Source organism: Hymenobacter sp. UYAg731 (genome assembly GCF_054061335.1).
This window is the reverse complement of record NZ_JBSSEC010000005.1, coordinates 38,311-56,295: the sequence shown is the minus strand read 5'-3', so window position 1 is coordinate 56,295 and position 17,985 is coordinate 38,311. Positions and strand designations below refer to the sequence as shown.

Genomic DNA, 17,985 nt, shown 5'->3' with positions numbered 1-17,985 from the left:
GTGGGCGTGACGCGTTGGGCAAGTCGGGACGGTGCCAAACGCCGGCCCGAAATAACAGCCGCCCCGGTGGTTTGGCCGCACCTGCACATAGAAGCCGTCCGCCAGGGAGTACCGGATGCCAGTTATACCCCGCCAAATACGGCTATTTGAGATAGGTCGGCATCAGGTACAGTGCTTTTTGCCCGAAATTGGCACGATTCCGGCCCTGCGGCAGTACGCTGTGCCTCGCAATGGCGTACTTTGCAACCGGACTGCCTGCGGGCGGCCCGGCGCAACCCCGCCAGCAGCTTGGCAGTACAACGCCCGGTCCTCGGCCATAGCCGAGGCTATTTTTCGCCCGCTTTATTTCCCTCAATGCATTTCTTTCTTCGAATTACTTCCCTGCTGTGGCTGCTCCTTGTGGCGGCCCTTGGCAGCACTACCCTTGCCTCCTGCGGCTCCGATTCGCAGACCCAGACCGCCGGGCAAACGGCAGCCGACTCGTCTGTGGCTACCACCACCGTAGCCGGCCCCCAACCGTTACTCGACAGCACGGAGGTCATTAAAGCTTTCCAGGCCGAGCCTAAGTTCAAAGCCCAACTGCTGCCAGCGCGCCGCTTCTACCGGGAACGGGGCTTCAAGCTAGGCTGGTTTAAGGACCACCAACCAGTAGACCGGGTCAAGACATTGCAGGATATCATTGCTAAAGCTGGTAATGAAGGTCTTAATCCTAAAGACTACCAGGTTAAGGACATATCCAAGATGTTGGCCGAGCTGGAAAAGGTCAGGGGCGATTCCGTGCGCCGCAACACGCTGGAGCGTCAGGCCGATATCGCCCTAACCGGAACGTACATGAAGTGGGCCAACGACTACTATCGGGGCGTGGCCAACCCGCACGATAAAAAGGACACTTCGTGGATGGTCAAACCCAATAAAATCAAGCTCAATAAGGCCCTGCTTACCTTCCTGGGCGAGCGCAAAAGCCGCTACAACTACTACGAGTTTGCCCCCTTGCACCCCGAGTATGACCAGCTGAAAAAGGCGCTGGCCACCTACCGCGCCCAGGAGCGCGCCGGTGGCTGGCCTACTCTCCCAGCCACCCTCAACCTGAAGCCCGGTGCTGCGTCGCCGGCCGTTGCGGCTCTGCGCAAGCGCTTGCTCGATAGTGCTGGCGGGGCTGCTACCAGCACGCCGCCGGCCACTCCCGCCCAGCCCGGAACTTCGGCTGCTAAGCCGGCTGCCCAGGTTTATGACGCCGAATTGGTGCAGGCCGTCAAATTATTTCAGCAGGATGCCGGCCTGAAGTCGACCGGCATCGTTAGTGGCGAGACGCTGAAGGAACTCAACGTGCCCATCGGTACGCGCATCGACCAGCTCATCCTGAACATGGAGCGGTGGCGCTGGCTGCCCAAAAAATTCGAGCCGAATTACCTCCTCGTGAACATTCCCGAGTACACGCTGCACGTCATCGAAGCCGACAAGGAGGCGTTCAATATGCGTGTTATTGTGGGCAAAGTGCTACACGAAACGCCGGTATTCAGCGACAAGATGGAGTACGTAGTGCTGGCTCCTTACTGGAACGTGCCGTTCAGCATCATCGACAATGAGCTGCGCGATAAACTAGTGGCCAACCCCAACTACCTCGACCGCCTTGATATGGAGGTGGTGAAAGGCTCCGGCCGCAAGGCTACCGTTATCGACCCATCCTCCGTGGACTGGTCCAACGTGACGCAGGAGACCTTCAAATACACGCTGCGCCGCCGGCCTGGTCCTAAGAATGACCTCGGTGATGTGAAGTTTATCTTCCCCAACGCGAATGACATTTACCTGCACGACACGCCCCACGACGAGCTGTTCTCGCAGAGCAACCGCAGCTTCAGCCACGGCTGCGTGCGCCTTTCCGAACCCATTAAACTGGCCACCTACCTGCTGCGCGACCGGCCCGAATGGGACCAGGCCACCATCCTCGACACCATTGCTACGCACCGCGAAAAGTACATCACCCTCAAGGAAAAGCTGCCCGTTTACCTGGTCTACTTCACGGCTTGGGCCGATGCTGCCGGCCATCCGCACTTCCGCGATGATATCTACGGGCTGGATAAAAAGCTCGCCCGTGAGTACTTCGACTAGCCAGTACCACATTTTTGCCGCTCCCTCCGCGTGAGCAGCTGGCAACTTCAAAAGGCCCGGCAACCGAGAGGTTGCCGGGCCTTTTTCGTGTTAAGGCTTCGGACAAGTCAGGCGAAAACGGGGTGGTGCATCAGGCAGGAAATGCCGTTGTACACCTGGCCATTGCGTGCGCCCCTGGCCTTCCTGCAAAATCGAAGCAATGAAACAAAAGGCCCTGAGAAGAAACGAGAAATGAGTGCCCGTATGGCCAGGGAAGCAGGGAATGGGCGGTCAAGTGCTGATTGCATTTATTTAAAAGCAGTCAAAGGCGGTGTAAATGGCAATTCTGTTACAGTTGTAAACAAGGCTAATTGTTAGTGTTTAATACAATTGTAATTAGATGCTTTTTACCATGTTTTCGCTTCTTCTGATTTAAGACGCTACATTTGTAATTAAAATACCGACCATGGTTGAGCGCATCAGAACCCTAATAGAAAGCCGACAACTTACGCCCACGCAGTTTGCTGATGTTATCGGCGTTGCCCGGCCTATTGTCAGCCACATTCTTTCGGGGCGCAACAAGCCCAGTCTGGAAGTCGTCCAACGCATCCTGGCCGCCATGCCCGATTTGGCCATGCCATGGCTCCTGAATGGTACCGGGCCTATGTTGGCTGGGGCCACTGCGGCGGGGACTTCAGCATCGTCAGAGGCCGCCGGGCCAGCGGTTGCGCCAACTACTCCCGAGCCAGTAGCCGTGGCGGTTGATGAGCGTGCCCGGGCCGTGGTGCCGGCTGCCGTGGCCGCTTCCCCACTACCTGCGCCCGGCGGTGAATACGCTGAGCAACAGCCTGCCAGCGCTGCGGTGCCCATGGCAGCTCCACTACGTGCCGGCACCCCTGCCCCGAACCATACCCGGATTGTAGCCAAACGCTTCGTAGCCAATGCGGTATCATCCGACCCCTCGCTACAGGCGCAGGATGTTGCCCCAGCGCAACCCCAGCCCCTGGCAGTGACGGCCGAACTGCCCCCGGCGGTAGCTGCGGTTCAGGACACAACCCCTGACCCGACCATTGCCACGCCCATGCCTCTGGCAGTAATGCCTGCTGCAACTATGCCGCTTCTGCCAGTGTCGGCCGATGAGACGCCGGGGGCGGCCTTGGCATCAGCGCTGTTTGCGGGCGGCGATAAGCCCATCCGCCGGATTGTGATTTTCTACCGCGATGGTTCCTTTGCCGATTATCAACCCGAGTAACTTTCCGGGGATGATGGTGCCGCGTGCCGCTGTTCCAAGCTCGATGTAGCTGGACGCTGCCGGACTATGACGGGGCGCGTGGGAGGAATCTGTCGGGGTCAATTTAGCGTATAGTTAAACGCGGTGGGATGGAAAAACAGAGCTATGCGGGCTGCGCAGCATGATATCTCGCTGCAGTTTTATTTGGACTGCCCACCCGCATGCTACTGCTAAAACGCTGGCCGTAGGCAGGTCCTGGCTGTAAGCTTTCTAACGCATGCCGTGGCGCTTGTATGGATATTATTCAATTTGTCATGTGCTTCAGCTTGCTCTTATCTAGCTTCCGATAGCATTGCTGGCGACGACTAAATAATCATGGAAACAGCAATATTCAATTGTATTGACTGCTAATTTTTATAGGGATTATTTAAAGATGCTTACCAAGAAGATTTTTAAACATATTAATTACTGTATTTCAATAATTTACACTAGACTAATAAAAGCAATGGTTTGATGAAATGCATAGGGAGATTTGAACTTGAAACGGAAACTGCGAGCCTGATAATCCTAGCTATTTGAGCACCCGAACACTGGGTGTTACACGGTAAGACTACATGTTGCTGCTAATAAAATTGACATGTCGGCCAAATGAATCCACCTTGTTAAGTGCTATGGCTGGCTAAGTGGCTATTGATGCGTACTAACGTAATGAGCCTGACTTTTGCGGTATGGATTGGCCATTACAGTGCAGGAGGCAGCGTAAATCTTCAGCCATTAATAGCCTGCGAGTTGTACCAGCCGCAACAGGCAGCCCGCATCCTGCCGATAGGCTAGTAAACGCGGGTGTTATCAATTGTAAATGGCTGTATTCTGCTCTGCCACACCACAAGAGCGACCTGAATACCTGTACGGCGTAGCGGTCGGGAATAATGCATTGACTGCGCGGATGCCCTACTGGCCGGGTTGTTCGTTTGGCAGCCGTGGGCTACCTTCGTGGCATGAAACTGACCCGCACGAATCTTTGGTTGGCCGCCGCAACGGCCATGCTCCTGACGGCCTCCTGTGCCCAGGCCCCCGATGCCGCTGAGGCTGAGAAAGACCCTTCCGCTGACGCTGCTTACAAGCGTACCCACCGCGCCGAGGGCTACCGCGAAGCCCAGCGCTCCAACGTGACCCGCAACTAAGGCCAGCGGCTGGCTTAGCAGTTACCCCTACTAAAAAAATAAAAAAGCCCCCGCCAGATTTTTGGCGGGGGCTTTTTCTGTGCAGGCAGTTTTGGCCACCGTGGGCCGGGTAGCCCGAGCGGCTTAATGAGCGGTGGCCAGTACCGGCGTGGGCACGGGCGCGGCATCGAAGTTCGGCAGGCTGATGCCGGCTAGTAGGTCATGCTCCAGCAGGTCGGCCCAGGTGCGGAGGTAGAGCACCACATCGTCGCGCTGGTTGTGACGCAGGACATCGCGGCGCTCAAACGGAATGGCGGCCCGAATGGTGGGGTCAGAGATGCGCTCAAGGTGAGTGAGGTCGCGGCGGCTGAAGCCAAGGGCCAGCATCTCGTCAATGGTCTGGTCGATGGGCAGGCCGCTGGTGGGGCAGTAGTCGGTAATCTGGCGCTCCCAGTCGCCGTAGCGCTGCATTGCCCGGGCGTGGATTTCGGCCTTGGTGAGGCGCGTGACGGTTTGGGCGAGATGGCCGCAGTTGCAACTGCCCATGTGGCCCCACTGGTAGGGTGCTTGGGTGGCGAGGCGCTGGGCCGTGTCGCGCAGGGCCTGGATAACGGGGAGCGTGGGCTGAGCCATAGGGAAAGCAGGAGAAATTATTCTGCGAAGAGGCATGCAATCAGCCCTAAAAAGCAGGAGGCCCCGGAAAAAGTTTTCCGGAGCCTCCTGCTTTTTAGGGCTGATTGCATGGCAATCAAAAAGACCGTCATGCTGAGCGGAGTCGAAGCATGACGGTCAATTAAAGTCGCTGATTAAAACGAGCCCCGGCGTGTGCCACCGGCATCGCCCCGGCGACGGCCACCCAGGTCGCCGCCTTCGCGGTTGCCGCCCACGTTCACCCGAGCCCCGCCGCTGCCGAAACGACGTGCGGTATCGGACTGGCCACTGCTGGCCGGTGCCGCCGGACGGCTGCTACGCTCGCCGCTGGGGCGGCCACCGCCGCCGTTGCCACCACCCGAGCGCCCGCCGCCCTGGCCACCGCCGGAACGACCACCGCCCCCCTGGCTGCCTTCGCGGGGGCCGGAGCGGGCCGGACGACCCGCCGGACCCTTGGGCCGAATGATGCGCTCGTTGCCGTGCAACATTACCGGCTTGATGCGGCCCGAAGCGAACGGATGCTCCGCTTCCACGTCAATCTGGCGGCTGATAAGTTTCTGGATATCCTGCAGGTAAGCGCGTTCCTCTTCTTCCACGAACGAAAACGCGGTGCCGAAGGCCCCGGCCCGGCCGGTTCGGCCAATGCGATGCACGTAAGTTTCGGGCTCGTTGGGGATTTCGTAGTTGATGACGTGGGTCAGCTCGTCCACATCGATGCCACGGGCGGCGATGTCGGTAGCGACCAGCACGCGGGTACTGCCGGCTTTGAAATTCGACAGGGCGCGCTGACGGTGGTTCTGGCTCTTGTTGCCGTGGATGGCTTCGGCCTGAATCTGGTTCGCGGCGAGGGCTTTCACGACCTTATCAGCCCCGTGCTTGGTGCGGGTAAACACGAGGACGCGCTTGATGCCTTTGTCCTCCAGGATGTGGCGGAGCAGGGCGGGCTTGTCGTTATTCTCCACTAAGTACACCGACTGGGTAACGGTATCGGCGGTGCTGCTGACGGGCGTTACGGCCACGCGCACCGGGTTGGGGCGCAGGATGGTGCTGGCGAGCTCCTGAATCTGGCCGGGCATGGTGGCCGAGAAAAACAGGGTCTGGCGCTTGGCCGGCAGCTTGGGCAGGATGCGCTTGATGTCGTTGATGAAGCCCATGTCGAGCATACGGTCGGCTTCGTCAAGCACGAAAACCTCCACTTGGCGCAGGTCCACGAAGCCTTGGTTCATGAGGTCGAGCAGGCGGCCGGGGGTGGCGATGAGCACCTCCACGCCGCGCTTGAGCTGCGCAACCTGCGAGCCCTGACTTACGCCACCGAAAATAACGGTGTGGCGAATCTGGGTCAAATGGCGGCCGTAGGCACCGAAGCTTTCGTTGATTTGGATGGCCAGCTCGCGGGTCGGCGTGAGCACGAGGCAGCGAATGGCGCGCGGGGCGTGGTTCGAAACCTGGGCCGTGCGGTGCAGCACCTGCAGAATAGGCACGGTGAAGGCGGCCGTTTTGCCGGTGCCGGTCTGGGCCACGCCGAGGAGGTCTTTGCCCTCCAGAACGTGGGGAATGGCCTGCTCCTGAATGGGAGTAGGGGTGGTGTAGCCTTCTTCTTTGAGGGCTTTGAGAATGGGGTCAATCAGATTTAAATCGTCAAACGTCATAGGTTGGGTTTAGTACCGGGTACTTGGGTATCGTGTTGGCGAACAGCTGTTCGCGCAATAAGTGGTTGAGCCTGCGAGGCTGCACAGGCGGGCATGGCCACGCCGGACGTGGGCGGGGTTTGATGGCTCGTCGGAGGCCGTCAGATTCCCTGAATGAAGAGGAATTGGGGTGAGGTGCGCTTACTTCGCGGAGACAGCCGAGGCGCGGGGCTTTGCCCGACGCAGCCGGGCAGCGGGCTGCTCCGACGGCGGCCCTGGTGACAACAAAGGTACAACACACAAATCCGACCATGCAGATTATCGAGCGCACCCGTGTTTTCAATGGCCATTACAAAGTCAACCAGCTAATCGTTCAGGACGGCGAGCACCAGCTCCGGCGCGAGCAGTTCGCGCCCGGCAAGGCCGTGGCCGCGCTGGTCTACGACACCGCCCGGCAGGTTTACGTGCTCACCCGCCAGTTCCGCTTCGGCCCGGAAGCAGAGATTCTGGAAATTGCCGCCGGCATGATTGACGGCGACGAAGCCCCCGAAACGGCGGTGCGCCGCGAGATTCACGAGGAGCTGGGCTACGAGGTGGATAAGCTGAAGGAAATCGTGTGCATCTGGCCCTCGCCGGGCACCAGCTCCGAGGAAATTACCGTGTACTACGCCGAAGTGAGCCACCGCACCGGCGAAGGCGGCGGGCTGGCCGAGGAGCACGAGAACATCGAAATGGTGGAGTTGAGTTGGGAAGCACTGGTAGCTGAGCCGCTGCGCGATGCGAAGTCGGTGATTGCCGTGCAGTGGGTACGATTGCGGCGATGAATTAAATTGTATTTTAATTTTTACCATGGAAAAGATGACACTGCCTGGCGTTTTTGAGCTACTTGATTACTCCCTTTCGCACAGTATTCTGCTGTACAGAAAAATGGAGTGGATAGATGACGCTCATTTTAATACGGACATTTTTTTCTCATTGACTTACTACATTGAAGCGCCCACTAAGCTGTATAACATAACGATTAGGCAAGGGTCAAAAAAAGACTGTGCTTATATCAGTGATAAAATTGGCAAGAGCCATTATGCCATCCCACTTTCTCCTGAAAGTGTTTACGTTATAATATCACGGAGGAAAAAGTATTACATCGGTGCTAGATTATTAACTATAACTAACAATAATTACGAAAGCGGCGAAACAAGTATTGGCCTGAAAAGAAGCTAAATAGAAGGTTGCCGTAATGATGGAAAAGTTCGCCAGGGCGTCATCGTCTCCGTGTGCAACAGCAGCGCATCGGCCAGCGGGCTGACGGACAAGTCCACGAAATGCACACTGCAGTGCAGTTCCTGCGGTGTTCCCACCTCGCGGCTGCCGCAGCTGATGATGCGGCGCAAGCGCGGGTTGTTAGACCCGTCATAGAATTCAAAAAGTGGGGCGACACCCGCTTGCGCGAATGCCGCCCCACTGAAGCGAAAAGAAACTATTGTGGCTACTGCGCCGCCGGCAGTTCCAGCGAGTAATCAAACGTCTGGTAGAGCTTGGCGTCGCGGATGCTGATGTTGAGCTCCTGCGGGTCCATTTTGGGGAAGGGAATGACGGCTTTGCCTTGGTAGAGGTCGCGGCCGAAGAAGCGGCCGGTGGCGGGGGCCAGGGTTTGGGCGAAGACTTCCTTGCCGGCTTTGTCGGTGGCGGTGAGGGTGAGGTTGGACATTTCCACGCCTTTGGGGCCCTGGCGATGCACGATGACCACCAGCGCGCCGCCCGCCGGGATGGCGGCCACGCGGCGCTGGTAGGTGGTATCGGCCCAGTCGTGCAGCTTTTTGAGGGCCGTGATTTCGGTGAGCATGTCAGTGGCGGAGCGGTAGCCGAGGCGGGTGAACGAGCCGTCGACATCTTGCTCGTCGTCGGTATTTTTGGTTACGTTTTTCACGTAGGGCGACTCTTCGTCCTTCTGGGCGAAGGCGTAGCGCTTGCGGCCTTTGGCGGCCTTGCCGGTGGGCTGGGCCAGGGCGGCCCCGGCGCACAGCAGGAGCAGGCCCACAACAAAGAAGTGACGGGCCAGACGGGGTAGAAACTGCATAATAAGCGGTAAAATGAGGAATGAAATAAGACGAGGTTAGCCAACCGGTAATTGGGGGAACAAAGAAACGGAAACCCGGCCGAAATCCGGCAAAATGCTGCCGGAGCAGAATTGGACTGCACAACTTACGTCAGGCTTGATTTAATCGTAATCTGTCCGTAATCAAGGCTTAATCGGAACGGTTGACCTTTGAAAGCAGGATTTTCACCGGTTATAACCATTCCTGCTATGTACTTCCCGGCATTGATTTCGGGGCTGCGCCGCCTGGGGCGCTGGCTCGTGTACGAGTTGTTTCAACTGGCCTTGTGGGGCGCGTATGCGCTGCACACGCTGGGCAGCCTGCGCTCGGCGCTGGGGGGCGAGTTTGGCGGGCGGGCGGCGGGGCCGGCCATCCGGCCGCGCCGCGTGGTGGGGCCGGCGCGGGGGGGGCGTTTCACCCAGTCGGCCGCCGCATGAGCGTAGTGCCTGTTGTGATGCCCGCAAATCCTTTCAGCATTCCCGCACATCCCACGGCCCGCCGCAAGCGCCGGGTGCAGGTGGCCGTTATCAGCGATGTGCATTTGGGCACGTATGGCTGCCACGCCACGGAGTTGCTGCGCTACCTCAAGAGCATCCGGCCGCAGGTGCTGGTGCTCAATGGCGACATTGTCGACATCTGGCAGTTCAGCAAAAACTACTGGCCGCCGGCCCACATGCGGGTGGTGCGCTACCTGGCCGGCCTGGCCGCCAAGGGTGTCAAAATCCATTACCTGACCGGCAACCACGACGAGCTGCTGCGCAAATTCGCGGGCCTGAAGCTGGGCAATTTCCGCCTCGAAAATAAGCTGGTACTCGACCTGCCCCACGGCCGCACCTGGCTTTTCCACGGCGACGTATTCGACGTGACCATGCGGCACTCGCGCTGGCTGGCCCGGCTCGGCGGACATGGCTACGATTTATTGATTCTGATAAACCGCTTCGTGAACTACGGGCTCACTAAACTGGGCCGGCCCCGTGTGGCGCTGAGCAAACGGGTGAAGGAACGGGTGAAAAGCGCGGTGGCGGCGGTGAGCAACTTTGAGGAAACGGCCGCCGCCATTGCCGCCGACGAAGGCTACCGCTACGTGGCCTGCGGGCACATTCACCAGCCCGAAATCAAGCTGCTGCACACCGGAAAAGGGGAGGTGATTTACCTGAATTCCGGCGATTGGGTGGAAAACCTGACGGCGCTGGAGTACACGGCCGAGGCCGGCTGGCAGCTTTATTACTACAACGACGACCCGGCCATGCAGCAAACCGCCGAAGCGGAAGCCACCGATGCCGCCGAGGAGCTGGCCAATGCCAACCCGGCGCAGCTGTTGGAGGGCTTGTTGGCCGAGTTCAAGATTAAGGCGTAAACGATGGCGTTGAATAGCAATAAAAACCGTTATGCTCATCTGGCGTTCGCGCAGCCGAACCATATCTGCCGTGGCATCAATGCCGATTGCAACGAAGCGGTAGAGGTGCTTCGACAAGCTCAGCATGACCGGCTCAACTAGTAGAACCACTTATAAATGTCCCGAATTCTCTACGCCATCCAGGGCACCGGCAATGGCCACCTTAGCCGGGCGCTCGATGTGGTGCCGCTGCTGCAAAGCCGCTGCGAGCAGCTCAACGTGCTGGTGAGCGGCCCGCCCGCCGATTTGCCGCTGCCCTTCGAGGTAAAGTATAAGGCGCAGGGCATGGGCTTCGCGTTTGGCAAAAAGGGCGGTATCAACTTCGTGAAGACGTTCGCGCAGTTCAATTCGGTGAAGTTCCTCCACGAAGTGCGGCACCTGCCGGTGGAAGACTATGATTTGATTATCAGTGATTTTGAGCCGGTAAGCAGCTGGGCCTGCAAGCTGCGGCACGTCCCCTGCATCGCCCTCAGCCACCAGAGTGCGGTGCTGCACCCCGCCGCCCCGCGCCCCGATAGGGAAGACCCCGCCGGCCGGGCCGTGCTGAAGCACTACGCGCCGAGCACGGCCCAGTATGGCTTTCACTTTCAGCGCTATGCGCCGGAAATATTCACGCCCGTTATCCGCCAGCAGGTGCGCGAGCGGAGCCCGGCCAATGAGGGCCACTACACGGTGTACCTGCCGGCCTACGAGGAGGAAATTCTGGTGGAGCGGCTGCAACACCTGAGCCGTAGCGTGCGCTGGGAAGTATTCAGCAAGCACAGCCACGCGCCCGCCGAATACGGCAACGTGCGGGTATGGCCCGTGAGCGGCCCGGCGTTTCTCGACAGCCTGGCCCGCGCGGCCGGGGTGCTGTGCGGCGCGGGGTTTGAAACCCCCGCCGAGGCGCTCTACCTGGGCAAAAAGCTGCTGGTGATGCCCATGAAGCAGCAATACGAGCAGCAGTGCAATGCCGCCGCGCTGGAAAAAATGGGCGTGCCTGTCATCAAAAACTTCAAAGACAAAAACCTGGACAAGGTGGACCAGTGGCTGCACCAGGACCAGGTAATTCCCGTCGACTACCCCGACCAGACCGCCGCCGTAATTGACCAGCTGCTGCGGGAGCAATTGCCGGCAAATGGTGTTGGGCCGGCACATCGCAGGCAAGAGCGTCATGCCTGGCGTGCCTGAATTATCTACTTAAGAATCCTCCGCGCCCCGCGCATGATTAAACTACCTCCCAGCTATTCCGAGCCACTGCCGGCGGCCTTCTACCCGGCGTCGGCCCCGCTGCCCTTTTCCCGCGCCGATTTTGGGCCTGATTTTCAGTGGGGCGCTTCGGCGGCCGCTTACCAGACCGAGGGCGCGTGGCAACACCAGGGCAAGGGGCCCAGCATCTGGGACGATTTTACGCGCCGTAAGGGGGCCATCCGGCGCAACGAGCACGGCCGCGTGGCCGCCGATTTCTACAACCGCTACGAAACCGACCTGGACCTGGCCAGCGGCATGGGCCTGACCGATTTCCGGTTCTCCACTGCCTGGTCCCGGGTGCTGCCCGAAGGCACCGGGGCTGTGAACCGCCGCGGCCTCGACTACTACGACCGGCTGGTGGATGCCTGCCTGGAGCGCGAACTGCGGCCCATGCTCACCCTCTACCACTGGGACTTGCCCAGCGCCCTGCAAGCGCGGGGCGGCTGGGCCAACCGCGACATCGTGGGCTGGTTTTCGGATTACGTTCAGATTATGGCCCGCCGCCTTGGTGACCGGGTGCCGCACTGGGCCGTGCTGAATGAGCCGATGGTATTTGTGGGCGCGGGCCACCTGCTGGGCGTGCATGCGCCCGGCCGGCGGCACTTGGGGGCGTTTCTGGCCGCAGCGCACCATGCCACGCTGGCCCAGGCCGAGGGCGGCCGCGCCCTGCGGGCGCTGCTGCCCGATACGGCCCGAATCGGTACCACGTTTTCGTGCTCCTACCTTACCCCGCACTACCCCGGCAACGCCTACGACGAAGCAGCCACCCGCCGCGCCGATGCGCTGCTAAACCGCTTTTTTGTGGAGCCAACCCTCGGCTTGGGCTACCCCACGGCCGAGCTGCCCGCGCTGCGCTGGCTGCTGGAGCGCTACCAAAAGCCCGGCGACGAGCAGCGCATGGCCTTCGACTTCGACTTCTGGGGCATCCAGAACTACACCCGCGAGGTGGTGAAATTCTCGCCCTGGCTGCCGCTGCAATGGGCCGCGCTGGTACCCGCCAAGCAGCGCGGCGTGCCCTACACCGACATGGGCTGGGAGGTCTACCCGGAGTCGGTTTACCAAATGTTGAAACAGTTTGCTGCTTATCCAAATGCACCAACCCTGCTGGTAACGGAAAGTGGCTCAGCGTTTCCGGATGTGGCAGCGGGCGGCCGGGTGCATGATGTGGCCCGCCAGGCTTACCTGCAGGCGGCCGTCGGCCAGGTGCTGCGCGCCCGGCAGGAGGGCATGGACGTGGGCGGCTATTTTGCCTGGAGCCTGACCGATAACTTCGAATGGGCCGAGGGATACGGCCCGCGCTTCGGCCTCATCCACGTCGATTATGAAACCCAGGAGCGGATTGTAAAAGATTCGGGGCGCTGGTATCAGGAATTTTTGAGCGGCGCACCGGTAGCTCAGGCACGGGCGGCCGAAAATGTAGCGCACCTGTAGGCAGCGCGGACGGCTGCGAGTCCGCCGATGCGCGGGCTCGCAGCGTCCGCGCTCCACTACAGCAGCATATCGCGGCAGCTCAGAAAATGCTCAATCAGCTGCTCCGGCTGTTGCTCGTCAAACTCGCCGAAACCCAGCACGAAGGCCGGCGCGGGCTGCACGAAATGGATGGCTTCGTTTACTGCTTTGAGGTAGGGGCTGATGCGGTTTTTGTCGCCTTCGGCGGCGGCAAACTCCTTGTCCCAGCGCAACAGTTCCGGGTCTTTGCGCACCAGGAACGGGATGACGAAGGGGACGAAGCGGCTGAAAATCGGGTTTTCATCGGTGGTGAGGCGGGCATCGGGCCAAACGTGAAACTCGGCGAACGAAGCCGGCGGCACCACCACAAGCTGCGCCTTCTCCAGGGTCATTTCTGCGAATAGTTCGAAGCGGTTGGGCTGGGCGTAGAACTGCGCGTAAGCCGTGTACCACACCGTGAGGCCGGCCGGATTCACGAGCTGATAGGGGTGGAAAGAACTGGCAATGCCCAGGCCGCCGTGGTTGCCGATGACCAGGCTGTACAGCTCGCCAAACTTCGTTAAATCAGGTGATTGCTGGTAAGGTTGGTTGGTGAGGCCGTAGATATAGAAGCAGGCAAAATCGGCGAGGGACGGGCCGATGGGCGGGGTGGCAGGTGGGGTGTCGGGCAAAGCGGAGGGGGCCGGTGAAAATGAATCCGGCCTCGGCAAATTTCGGAAGGAAGCGCCTTTCAAGTAGTCGTTCAAAAGTAAACGAGTAAAAGCACGTCATGCAGCGCGTAGCGAAGCATCTCGCGTGGGGCAGTAAATCAATTGTTTAACGAAGTAAGCGGGATGCTTCGCTGCGCTGCATGACGGTTGCTTTTGCGTGACTACTTAGAATACCTCTTTCGCCGCAGAGAACACGCCCTTAGAATGCAAGGCCTTGGACCCACGGCTGTAAATAGTGGCCACTGAAAATGGCCTGCCGAAAAATAGCCTGTTAGAGTTTATATTCCTGTAGTATGCTTTCCAGCTTCGCTTTATTGGTCGTGTACTTAAATAACGAGCGGTTCTTAATAACCGAAGTAGTTACCAGGGCGTTAATGTCGTCTTTCGGGGCTTTCTCTTGGTTAAGGCAGGAAAAGTGCGATAATAATAAATCGTAATATTTATTGAGGTAAAAGAATTTGTAGCTCTGGGGGCCAGTTTCTCCCGCAATATTTATCGGGAAATCGGGAAAGTCCAGAGCGGTGTACTGAAAGTATTTTGCCCCATTGATTTTAGGGTATTTCTTTATCAGTAGCATGCCCTGTTTGGTATTAGCGGGCTTTGCTAAATGCATTTGTCCCCAAATCATCTTGCCACAGAGCTCCATGCACCGTAAAAAGAAAATGTCTTTCTCGGTGTCATCTTTCAAGCCATAGTCACTCAGGATAAAGTTATTGCCTGACATATCAAACGGCCTGTTTTTATTTCCCACTGCGATGAATAGCATGGTATAATAGTTGTCTATTAAACCGGAGCGAGGAATATTGCCTGTTTTCAGATTTTCTAAAAGGGAATTATTGTCATCAGGGTTGGCACCGGATTTTATGATGTAATAGATGCTTTTCAGGGTTTCTTCTTCGGGTAATGTTAAATAGTCTTTTTTTAGAAGTTCATTATTGACCGTAATGGTTTGGGTAATGAATTTTGCGGCTGCTTTTAAATTATCAGGTACGTCCATCAGTTGTTTCTGGGCAAACCCTGATGGTGCTTCCTCTGACATATATTGTCGATAGGCCTTGCCGAGGGTTGCAACAGTTTTGTCGGAAGCGCTTTGTCCGAAAGCGACAAGGTTGATTAGCAGCAGCAGCAGCGTCAGCAGTGATTTCATGGATGAATAGTTGGTTGAAAAGGGCGGGAGGTTATAGAAACTGATGCCGTCAAGATAGGGTCATCGATGTGCCCGCAAGGCTTTTCCATCTCATAATCTAATGCCAGATGCCGGGCAAGCGTCATTTCAGCTGCTGGTTCTGGGCCGTCAGTGTGCGCTCAATGCGTCGGTCCGGGATGAGCCACATCAGCGCCACGGCCACGTAGATGCCGCCCGCCACCCACGGCTGCCAGAAGCTGGCCGCGATGCCGGCCAGGTAGAGCGGGGGCGAAGCTTTGCCTTTGAAGTCGCGCCCAATGGCCCGGGTTAAGGTGGAATGCGGCCCTTCGATGGCAATAATGCAGTTCTGGAGCACAAAATAGGCCACCCCCGACATCAGCAATAGCACACCGTACACGGCCAGCGTGGCGGGGGCAAAGTGGTTTTCGCCCATCCAGCCCGTGGCGAAGGGCACCAGCGAGAGCCAGAACAGCAGGTGCAAATTTGCCCACAGCACGCCGCCGGACACTCGGCTTGTGCCAGCCAGCATCATGTGGTGGTTGTTCCAGTAGATGCCGATGTAGATGAAGCTCAACACGTAGCTGAGCACCACGGGCAGCAGCGGGCGCAGGGCCGCGAAATCGGCCCCGTGCGGCACCTTGATTTCCAGCACCATGATGGTGAGGATGATGGCCAGCACACCATCGCTGAAGGCTTCGAGTCGTCCTTTGTGCATGAGGGGGAAGCGGGCCGGCCGCCGGGGAGCAGAAGTGAGCCGCTAAAATAGCGCCCTGCGGCGGCTCCTGCGGTTTGCATTCGACTCTTGTGCTGAGCGGACCCGCATAGCCCTTACCCCGGCCCGGTTTGCTTGCCGCGATGAGCTAAACGATTCGGAGGCCCCTCAGTATGCAGCACCGGGGCGTTCCTAAAGCCGTTTTATTGCTTTCTTGCCACCTAAAACCTCCTGCAATCCTTCCAAAATGTCACAAACTACTACTGCACAGGCCCGCGCCGCCCTGCTGGGCCTGGCCGTGGGCGACGCCCTCGGCGTGCCCGTTGAATTCGCGCCCCGTGCCGCCCGCCGGCAAGACCCTGTGACGGGCATGCGCGCCTACGGCACCCACCAGCAGCCCGCCGGCACCTGGTCCGACGACTCCTCGCTCACTTTCTGCCTGGCCGAAACGCTGGCTCGCTCCGGCGGCCGTAGTGGCGCGCCCGACTTGGCCGATTTTGCCCGGCGCAGTATCAACTGGCTGTATCAATCTTACTGGACCGCGACGGGCGAAACGTTCGACGTGGGCAACGCTACCCGTGCCGCCATCGACCGCTTACAACGGGGCGTTGAGCCAACCAAAGCTGGCCCAAGCGGTGAGAATGACAACGGCAACGGGGCGCTTATGCGGATTCTGCCCTTGGCTTTTCACGATGTCTGGCGGGCCGAGAACCTGGACTTGCATGCTGCCTGGACGCTCACCGAGCGCGTAGCCAGCGTCACGCATGGCCACCCGCGCTCCACGCTGGGCTGCTTCCTGTATTTGCTGGTGGCGAAAGGCTTGCTGGACGGGTTGCCGCCGGCCGAAGCCTGCGCGCAAATGCGGGAATTAGCTAACCCTTGGCTGGAAAACGGTAGCATTCCGGCTGTAGTCGAAGACAAATATTACCGTTGGTGGGTATTGTCCGACGAGATTATAAATCAGCCCGAAGATAAAATTTCTTCCTCCGGCTACGTCGTTCATACCCTTGAGGCGGCGCTGTGGTGCCTGCTGACACACGACAATTACGCCGCCACCGTGCTGGCCGCCGTGAACCTGGGCGACGACACCGATACCACCGGGGCCGTGGCCGGCGGCCTCGCGGGCCTGGCCTACGGCGAGGCGGGCATCCCGGGCGAATGGTTGGCCGTGCTGGCCCGCCGGGCCGATATTGAGGACCTGGCCGGGCGGCTGGTTGGCGCGTAGGCGGGGAGTCTCACAAATTTCTGTACCTTCTGCCATGAATACCATTCCCGCCCCCCGTCCGCTGCCCAACTCGTATTGGGCCACTCCCTTGCTGCTGGCCTCCGAGTACCCCGGAGCCAAACTGGAAGCCGAGGCCGCGCATCGCCTCGACCTGCTGCTGGCCGCCGGCATCCGCGACTTCTACGACCTCACCGAGGCCACCGAGCCGCTCGAACCCTACGAGGCCCTGCTCCGTGCCCGCGCCGCCCACTTGGGCCTGGCCGCCGAAAGCGTACGCTTCCGCCGCTTCCCCATCCGCGATTTGAGCGTGCCCTCGCCCAAGCGCCTGGCCGAAGTGCTGGCCGCCATTGAAGACAGTGCCGCCGCCGGCCGCCGGGCCGTGGTGCATTGCTGGGGCGGCGTAGGCCGCACGGGCACCGTAGTGGGCTGCCACCTGCGGCAGCACTTCGGGCTAAGTGGGGACGAAGCCCTGGCCCGCATCGCCGAGGAATGGAAGGGCATGGAGAAAAACCACCGCGTACCACGCTCGCCCGAAACCGCCGAGCAGGCAGCTTTTGTGCGCGCATTTGAGCCCGTGCCGGCTACGGTCGAATAAGAGAAAAGCGTAGCCGGCATTGCCGTTCCGACGAAGGAGGACTCTGGGTGAAACCGGCAAAGCATGGTTTTCCGATTCCTCTTCCTTCGTCGGAATGAGGGTGTGCGGATGCGCCCTACTTGCAGGGGCTTTTAGTTCACGGGCGCGGGCGCGGCGGGCGTAAGTTTCACGCCGGTGTAGAGCTGTGGGTTCTCCACCGAGGCGATGGGCTCGATGCTCAGGCGCTTATCGTATTTGCTCACGTTGGCCAGCTTGAGCAAGGTGGCATAGTTGGCCGTCCGTCCGCTCTTGGTTTTGATGAAATAGCTGTTGACGTGCAGCGTGGTGGGGTCGTAGCTCACTTCCAGCGCGGTGGTGTCGCGCCAGTAGGTGTACAGGGCCTCGGTGGCACCCGTCGATGACTCGCGCGGGGTGCGGTCGTGGTCGGGGCGGATGGACTGGCTGATGAGGGGCCGGGCGATTTGGTCGGCATTCATGCCCAGCAAGGCGGGCACGTCGAAGGCCCGCTGCACGGTAGGCGCGGTGCTGACGGTCGGAGTTTCGACCACGGGGCGGTCGGTGCTGGCGCAGCTCAGCAGCAGGGCCAGGGGCAGGAGGGAGGCGTAGCGCATCATAAATAAGCGGTGAAGTGAACAGGACTGCTACGTAAGCGGCTGATTCGTGG

The 17,985-nt window shown here is 59.4% G+C and carries 18 protein-coding genes; 11 read left to right on the top strand and 7 right to left on the bottom strand.

Annotation, left to right across the window (positions count from 1 at the left end):
• Nucleotides 1–354 precede the first annotated feature (354 nt).
• The 3 genes from ACVWYF_RS16095 to ACVWYF_RS16085 all read left to right on the top strand — a co-directional run bounded on the left by ACVWYF_RS16095 (nt 355) and on the right by ACVWYF_RS16085 (nt 4,503).
• Entirely contained in the window at nt 355–2,109 is a 1,755-nt protein-coding gene (locus ACVWYF_RS16095) for a L,D-transpeptidase family protein (RefSeq protein WP_457069816.1), read from the top strand.
• A gap of 445 nt (nt 2,110–2,554) precedes the next feature.
• Nucleotides 2,555–3,340 (top strand): helix-turn-helix domain-containing protein, encoded by a 786-nt coding sequence (locus ACVWYF_RS16090; protein ID WP_457069814.1) that lies wholly within the window; start codon nt 2,555–2,557, stop codon nt 3,338–3,340.
• Nucleotides 3,341–4,317: 977 nt separating this feature from the next.
• On the top strand, nt 4,318–4,503 hold the full coding sequence (locus tag ACVWYF_RS16085; protein WP_457069812.1) for a hypothetical protein: 186 nt from the start codon (nt 4,318–4,320) through the stop codon (nt 4,501–4,503).
• A 123-nt stretch (nt 4,504–4,626) separates the two neighbouring features.
• On the opposite strand, the gene ACVWYF_RS16080 is transcribed toward ACVWYF_RS16085, so the two are convergent.
• Together ACVWYF_RS16080 and ACVWYF_RS16075 are read right to left on the bottom strand one after the other, a co-directional pair.
• A complete protein-coding gene (locus ACVWYF_RS16080; RefSeq protein WP_457069810.1) occupies nt 4,627–5,115 on the bottom strand; it encodes a hypothetical protein in 489 nt (162 codons plus the stop codon).
• Nucleotides 5,116–5,288: 173 nt separating this feature from the next.
• The gene (locus tag ACVWYF_RS16075; RefSeq protein WP_457069808.1) at nt 5,289–6,782 is read right to left on the bottom strand and encodes a DEAD/DEAH box helicase; all 1,494 of its coding nucleotides are present in this window, start codon (nt 6,780–6,782) and stop codon (nt 5,289–5,291) included.
• A gap of 290 nt (nt 6,783–7,072) precedes the next feature.
• On the opposite strand from ACVWYF_RS16075, the gene ACVWYF_RS16070 reads away from it, so the two are divergent.
• Both ACVWYF_RS16070 and ACVWYF_RS16065 read left to right on the top strand, forming a co-directional pair.
• Complete coding sequence (locus ACVWYF_RS16070; RefSeq protein WP_457069806.1) at nt 7,073–7,585, top strand: NUDIX domain-containing protein; 513 nt, start codon at nt 7,073–7,075, stop codon at nt 7,583–7,585.
• Between the two features lie 25 nt (nt 7,586–7,610).
• A complete protein-coding gene (locus tag ACVWYF_RS16065; protein WP_457069804.1) occupies nt 7,611–7,982 on the top strand; it encodes a hypothetical protein in 372 nt (123 codons plus the stop codon).
• Nucleotides 7,983–8,247: 265 nt separating this feature from the next.
• On the opposite strand, the gene ACVWYF_RS16060 is transcribed toward ACVWYF_RS16065, so the two are convergent.
• On the bottom strand, nt 8,248–8,838 hold the full coding sequence (locus ACVWYF_RS16060; protein WP_457069802.1) for a hypothetical protein: 591 nt from the start codon (nt 8,836–8,838) through the stop codon (nt 8,248–8,250).
• A 228-nt stretch (nt 8,839–9,066) separates the two neighbouring features.
• Here ACVWYF_RS16060 and ACVWYF_RS16055 point away from each other — a divergent pair, with 228 nt between their 5' ends.
• The 4 genes from ACVWYF_RS16055 to ACVWYF_RS16040 all read left to right on the top strand — a co-directional run bounded on the left by ACVWYF_RS16055 (nt 9,067) and on the right by ACVWYF_RS16040 (nt 12,914).
• On the top strand, nt 9,067–9,294 hold the full coding sequence (locus ACVWYF_RS16055; protein WP_457069800.1) for a hypothetical protein: 228 nt from the start codon (nt 9,067–9,069) through the stop codon (nt 9,292–9,294).
• 17 nt (nt 9,295–9,311) lie between these two features.
• Nucleotides 9,312–10,214 (top strand): UDP-2,3-diacylglucosamine diphosphatase, encoded by a 903-nt coding sequence (locus ACVWYF_RS16050; protein ID WP_457069798.1) that lies wholly within the window; start codon nt 9,312–9,314, stop codon nt 10,212–10,214.
• 156 nt (nt 10,215–10,370) lie between these two features.
• Complete coding sequence (locus ACVWYF_RS16045; protein WP_457069796.1) at nt 10,371–11,423, top strand: glycosyltransferase family protein; 1,053 nt, start codon at nt 10,371–10,373, stop codon at nt 11,421–11,423.
• Between the two features lie 33 nt (nt 11,424–11,456).
• Nucleotides 11,457–12,914, top strand: a complete 1,458-nt coding sequence (locus ACVWYF_RS16040) for a GH1 family beta-glucosidase (RefSeq protein ID WP_457069794.1) — start codon at nt 11,457–11,459, stop codon at nt 12,912–12,914.
• A gap of 56 nt (nt 12,915–12,970) precedes the next feature.
• On the opposite strand, the gene ACVWYF_RS16035 is transcribed toward ACVWYF_RS16040, so the two are convergent.
• The 3 genes from ACVWYF_RS16035 to ACVWYF_RS16025 form a co-directional block, all read right to left on the bottom strand.
• Nucleotides 12,971–13,603 carry a hypothetical protein gene (locus ACVWYF_RS16035; protein ID WP_457069792.1) on the bottom strand — a complete coding sequence of 211 codons (633 nt, stop codon included), beginning with the start codon at nt 13,601–13,603 and terminating at the stop codon, nt 12,971–12,973.
• A 310-nt stretch (nt 13,604–13,913) separates the two neighbouring features.
• The gene (locus ACVWYF_RS16030; RefSeq protein ID WP_457069791.1) at nt 13,914–14,789 is read right to left on the bottom strand and encodes a hypothetical protein; all 876 of its coding nucleotides are present in this window, start codon (nt 14,787–14,789) and stop codon (nt 13,914–13,916) included.
• 121 nt (nt 14,790–14,910) lie between these two features.
• Nucleotides 14,911–15,504: a TMEM175 family protein gene (locus tag ACVWYF_RS16025; RefSeq protein WP_457069789.1), complete on the bottom strand. Its 594-nt coding sequence runs from the start codon at nt 15,502–15,504 to the stop codon at nt 14,911–14,913.
• A 244-nt stretch (nt 15,505–15,748) separates the two neighbouring features.
• On the opposite strand from ACVWYF_RS16025, the gene ACVWYF_RS16020 reads away from it, so the two are divergent.
• On the top strand, nt 15,749–16,726 hold the full coding sequence (locus ACVWYF_RS16020) for an ADP-ribosylglycohydrolase family protein (protein ID WP_457069787.1): 978 nt from the start codon (nt 15,749–15,751) through the stop codon (nt 16,724–16,726).
• 34 nt (nt 16,727–16,760) lie between these two features.
• Entirely contained in the window at nt 16,761–17,321 is a 561-nt protein-coding gene (locus ACVWYF_RS16015; protein WP_457069785.1) for a protein-tyrosine phosphatase family protein, read from the top strand.
• Nucleotides 17,322–17,452: 131 nt separating this feature from the next.
• Here the strand turns inward: ACVWYF_RS16015 and ACVWYF_RS16010 are convergent, their stop codons facing one another.
• Nucleotides 17,453–17,935, bottom strand: coding sequence for a hypothetical protein (locus ACVWYF_RS16010; RefSeq protein WP_457069783.1), 483 nt, complete (start codon nt 17,933–17,935; stop codon nt 17,453–17,455).
• Nucleotides 17,936–17,985: the final 50 nt, after the last annotated feature.

What these genes read in the sequence shown, in the direction of transcription:
- ACVWYF_RS16050 (WP_457069798.1), top strand. Translation starts at nt 9,312, where the DNA reads ATGCCCGCAAATCCTTTCAGCATTCCCGCACATCCCACGGCCCGCCGC.
- ACVWYF_RS16030 (WP_457069791.1), bottom strand. Translation starts at nt 14,789, where the DNA reads ATGAAATCACTGCTGACGCTGCTGCTGCTGCTAATCAACCTTGTCGCT.
- ACVWYF_RS16010 (WP_457069783.1), bottom strand. Translation starts at nt 17,935, where the DNA reads ATGATGCGCTACGCCTCCCTCCTGCCCCTGGCCCTGCTGCTGAGCTGC.
- ACVWYF_RS16075 (WP_457069808.1), bottom strand. Translation starts at nt 6,782, where the DNA reads ATGACGTTTGACGATTTAAATCTGATTGACCCCATTCTCAAAGCCCTC.
- ACVWYF_RS16060 (WP_457069802.1), bottom strand. Translation starts at nt 8,838, where the DNA reads ATGCAGTTTCTACCCCGTCTGGCCCGTCACTTCTTTGTTGTGGGCCTG.
- ACVWYF_RS16065 (WP_457069804.1), top strand. Translation starts at nt 7,611, where the DNA reads ATGGAAAAGATGACACTGCCTGGCGTTTTTGAGCTACTTGATTACTCC.
- ACVWYF_RS16025 (WP_457069789.1), bottom strand. Translation starts at nt 15,504, where the DNA reads ATGCACAAAGGACGACTCGAAGCCTTCAGCGATGGTGTGCTGGCCATC.
- ACVWYF_RS16085 (WP_457069812.1), top strand. Translation starts at nt 4,318, where the DNA reads ATGAAACTGACCCGCACGAATCTTTGGTTGGCCGCCGCAACGGCCATG.
- ACVWYF_RS16045 (WP_457069796.1), top strand. Translation starts at nt 10,371, where the DNA reads ATGTCCCGAATTCTCTACGCCATCCAGGGCACCGGCAATGGCCACCTT.
- ACVWYF_RS16015 (WP_457069785.1), top strand. Translation starts at nt 16,761, where the DNA reads ATGAATACCATTCCCGCCCCCCGTCCGCTGCCCAACTCGTATTGGGCC.
- ACVWYF_RS16095 (WP_457069816.1), top strand. Translation starts at nt 355, where the DNA reads ATGCATTTCTTTCTTCGAATTACTTCCCTGCTGTGGCTGCTCCTTGTG.
- ACVWYF_RS16080 (WP_457069810.1), bottom strand. Translation starts at nt 5,115, where the DNA reads ATGGCTCAGCCCACGCTCCCCGTTATCCAGGCCCTGCGCGACACGGCC.
- ACVWYF_RS16090 (WP_457069814.1), top strand. Translation starts at nt 2,555, where the DNA reads ATGGTTGAGCGCATCAGAACCCTAATAGAAAGCCGACAACTTACGCCC.
- ACVWYF_RS16070 (WP_457069806.1), top strand. Translation starts at nt 7,073, where the DNA reads ATGCAGATTATCGAGCGCACCCGTGTTTTCAATGGCCATTACAAAGTC.
- ACVWYF_RS16040 (WP_457069794.1), top strand. Translation starts at nt 11,457, where the DNA reads ATGATTAAACTACCTCCCAGCTATTCCGAGCCACTGCCGGCGGCCTTC.
- ACVWYF_RS16055 (WP_457069800.1), top strand. Translation starts at nt 9,067, where the DNA reads ATGTACTTCCCGGCATTGATTTCGGGGCTGCGCCGCCTGGGGCGCTGG.
- ACVWYF_RS16020 (WP_457069787.1), top strand. Translation starts at nt 15,749, where the DNA reads ATGTCACAAACTACTACTGCACAGGCCCGCGCCGCCCTGCTGGGCCTG.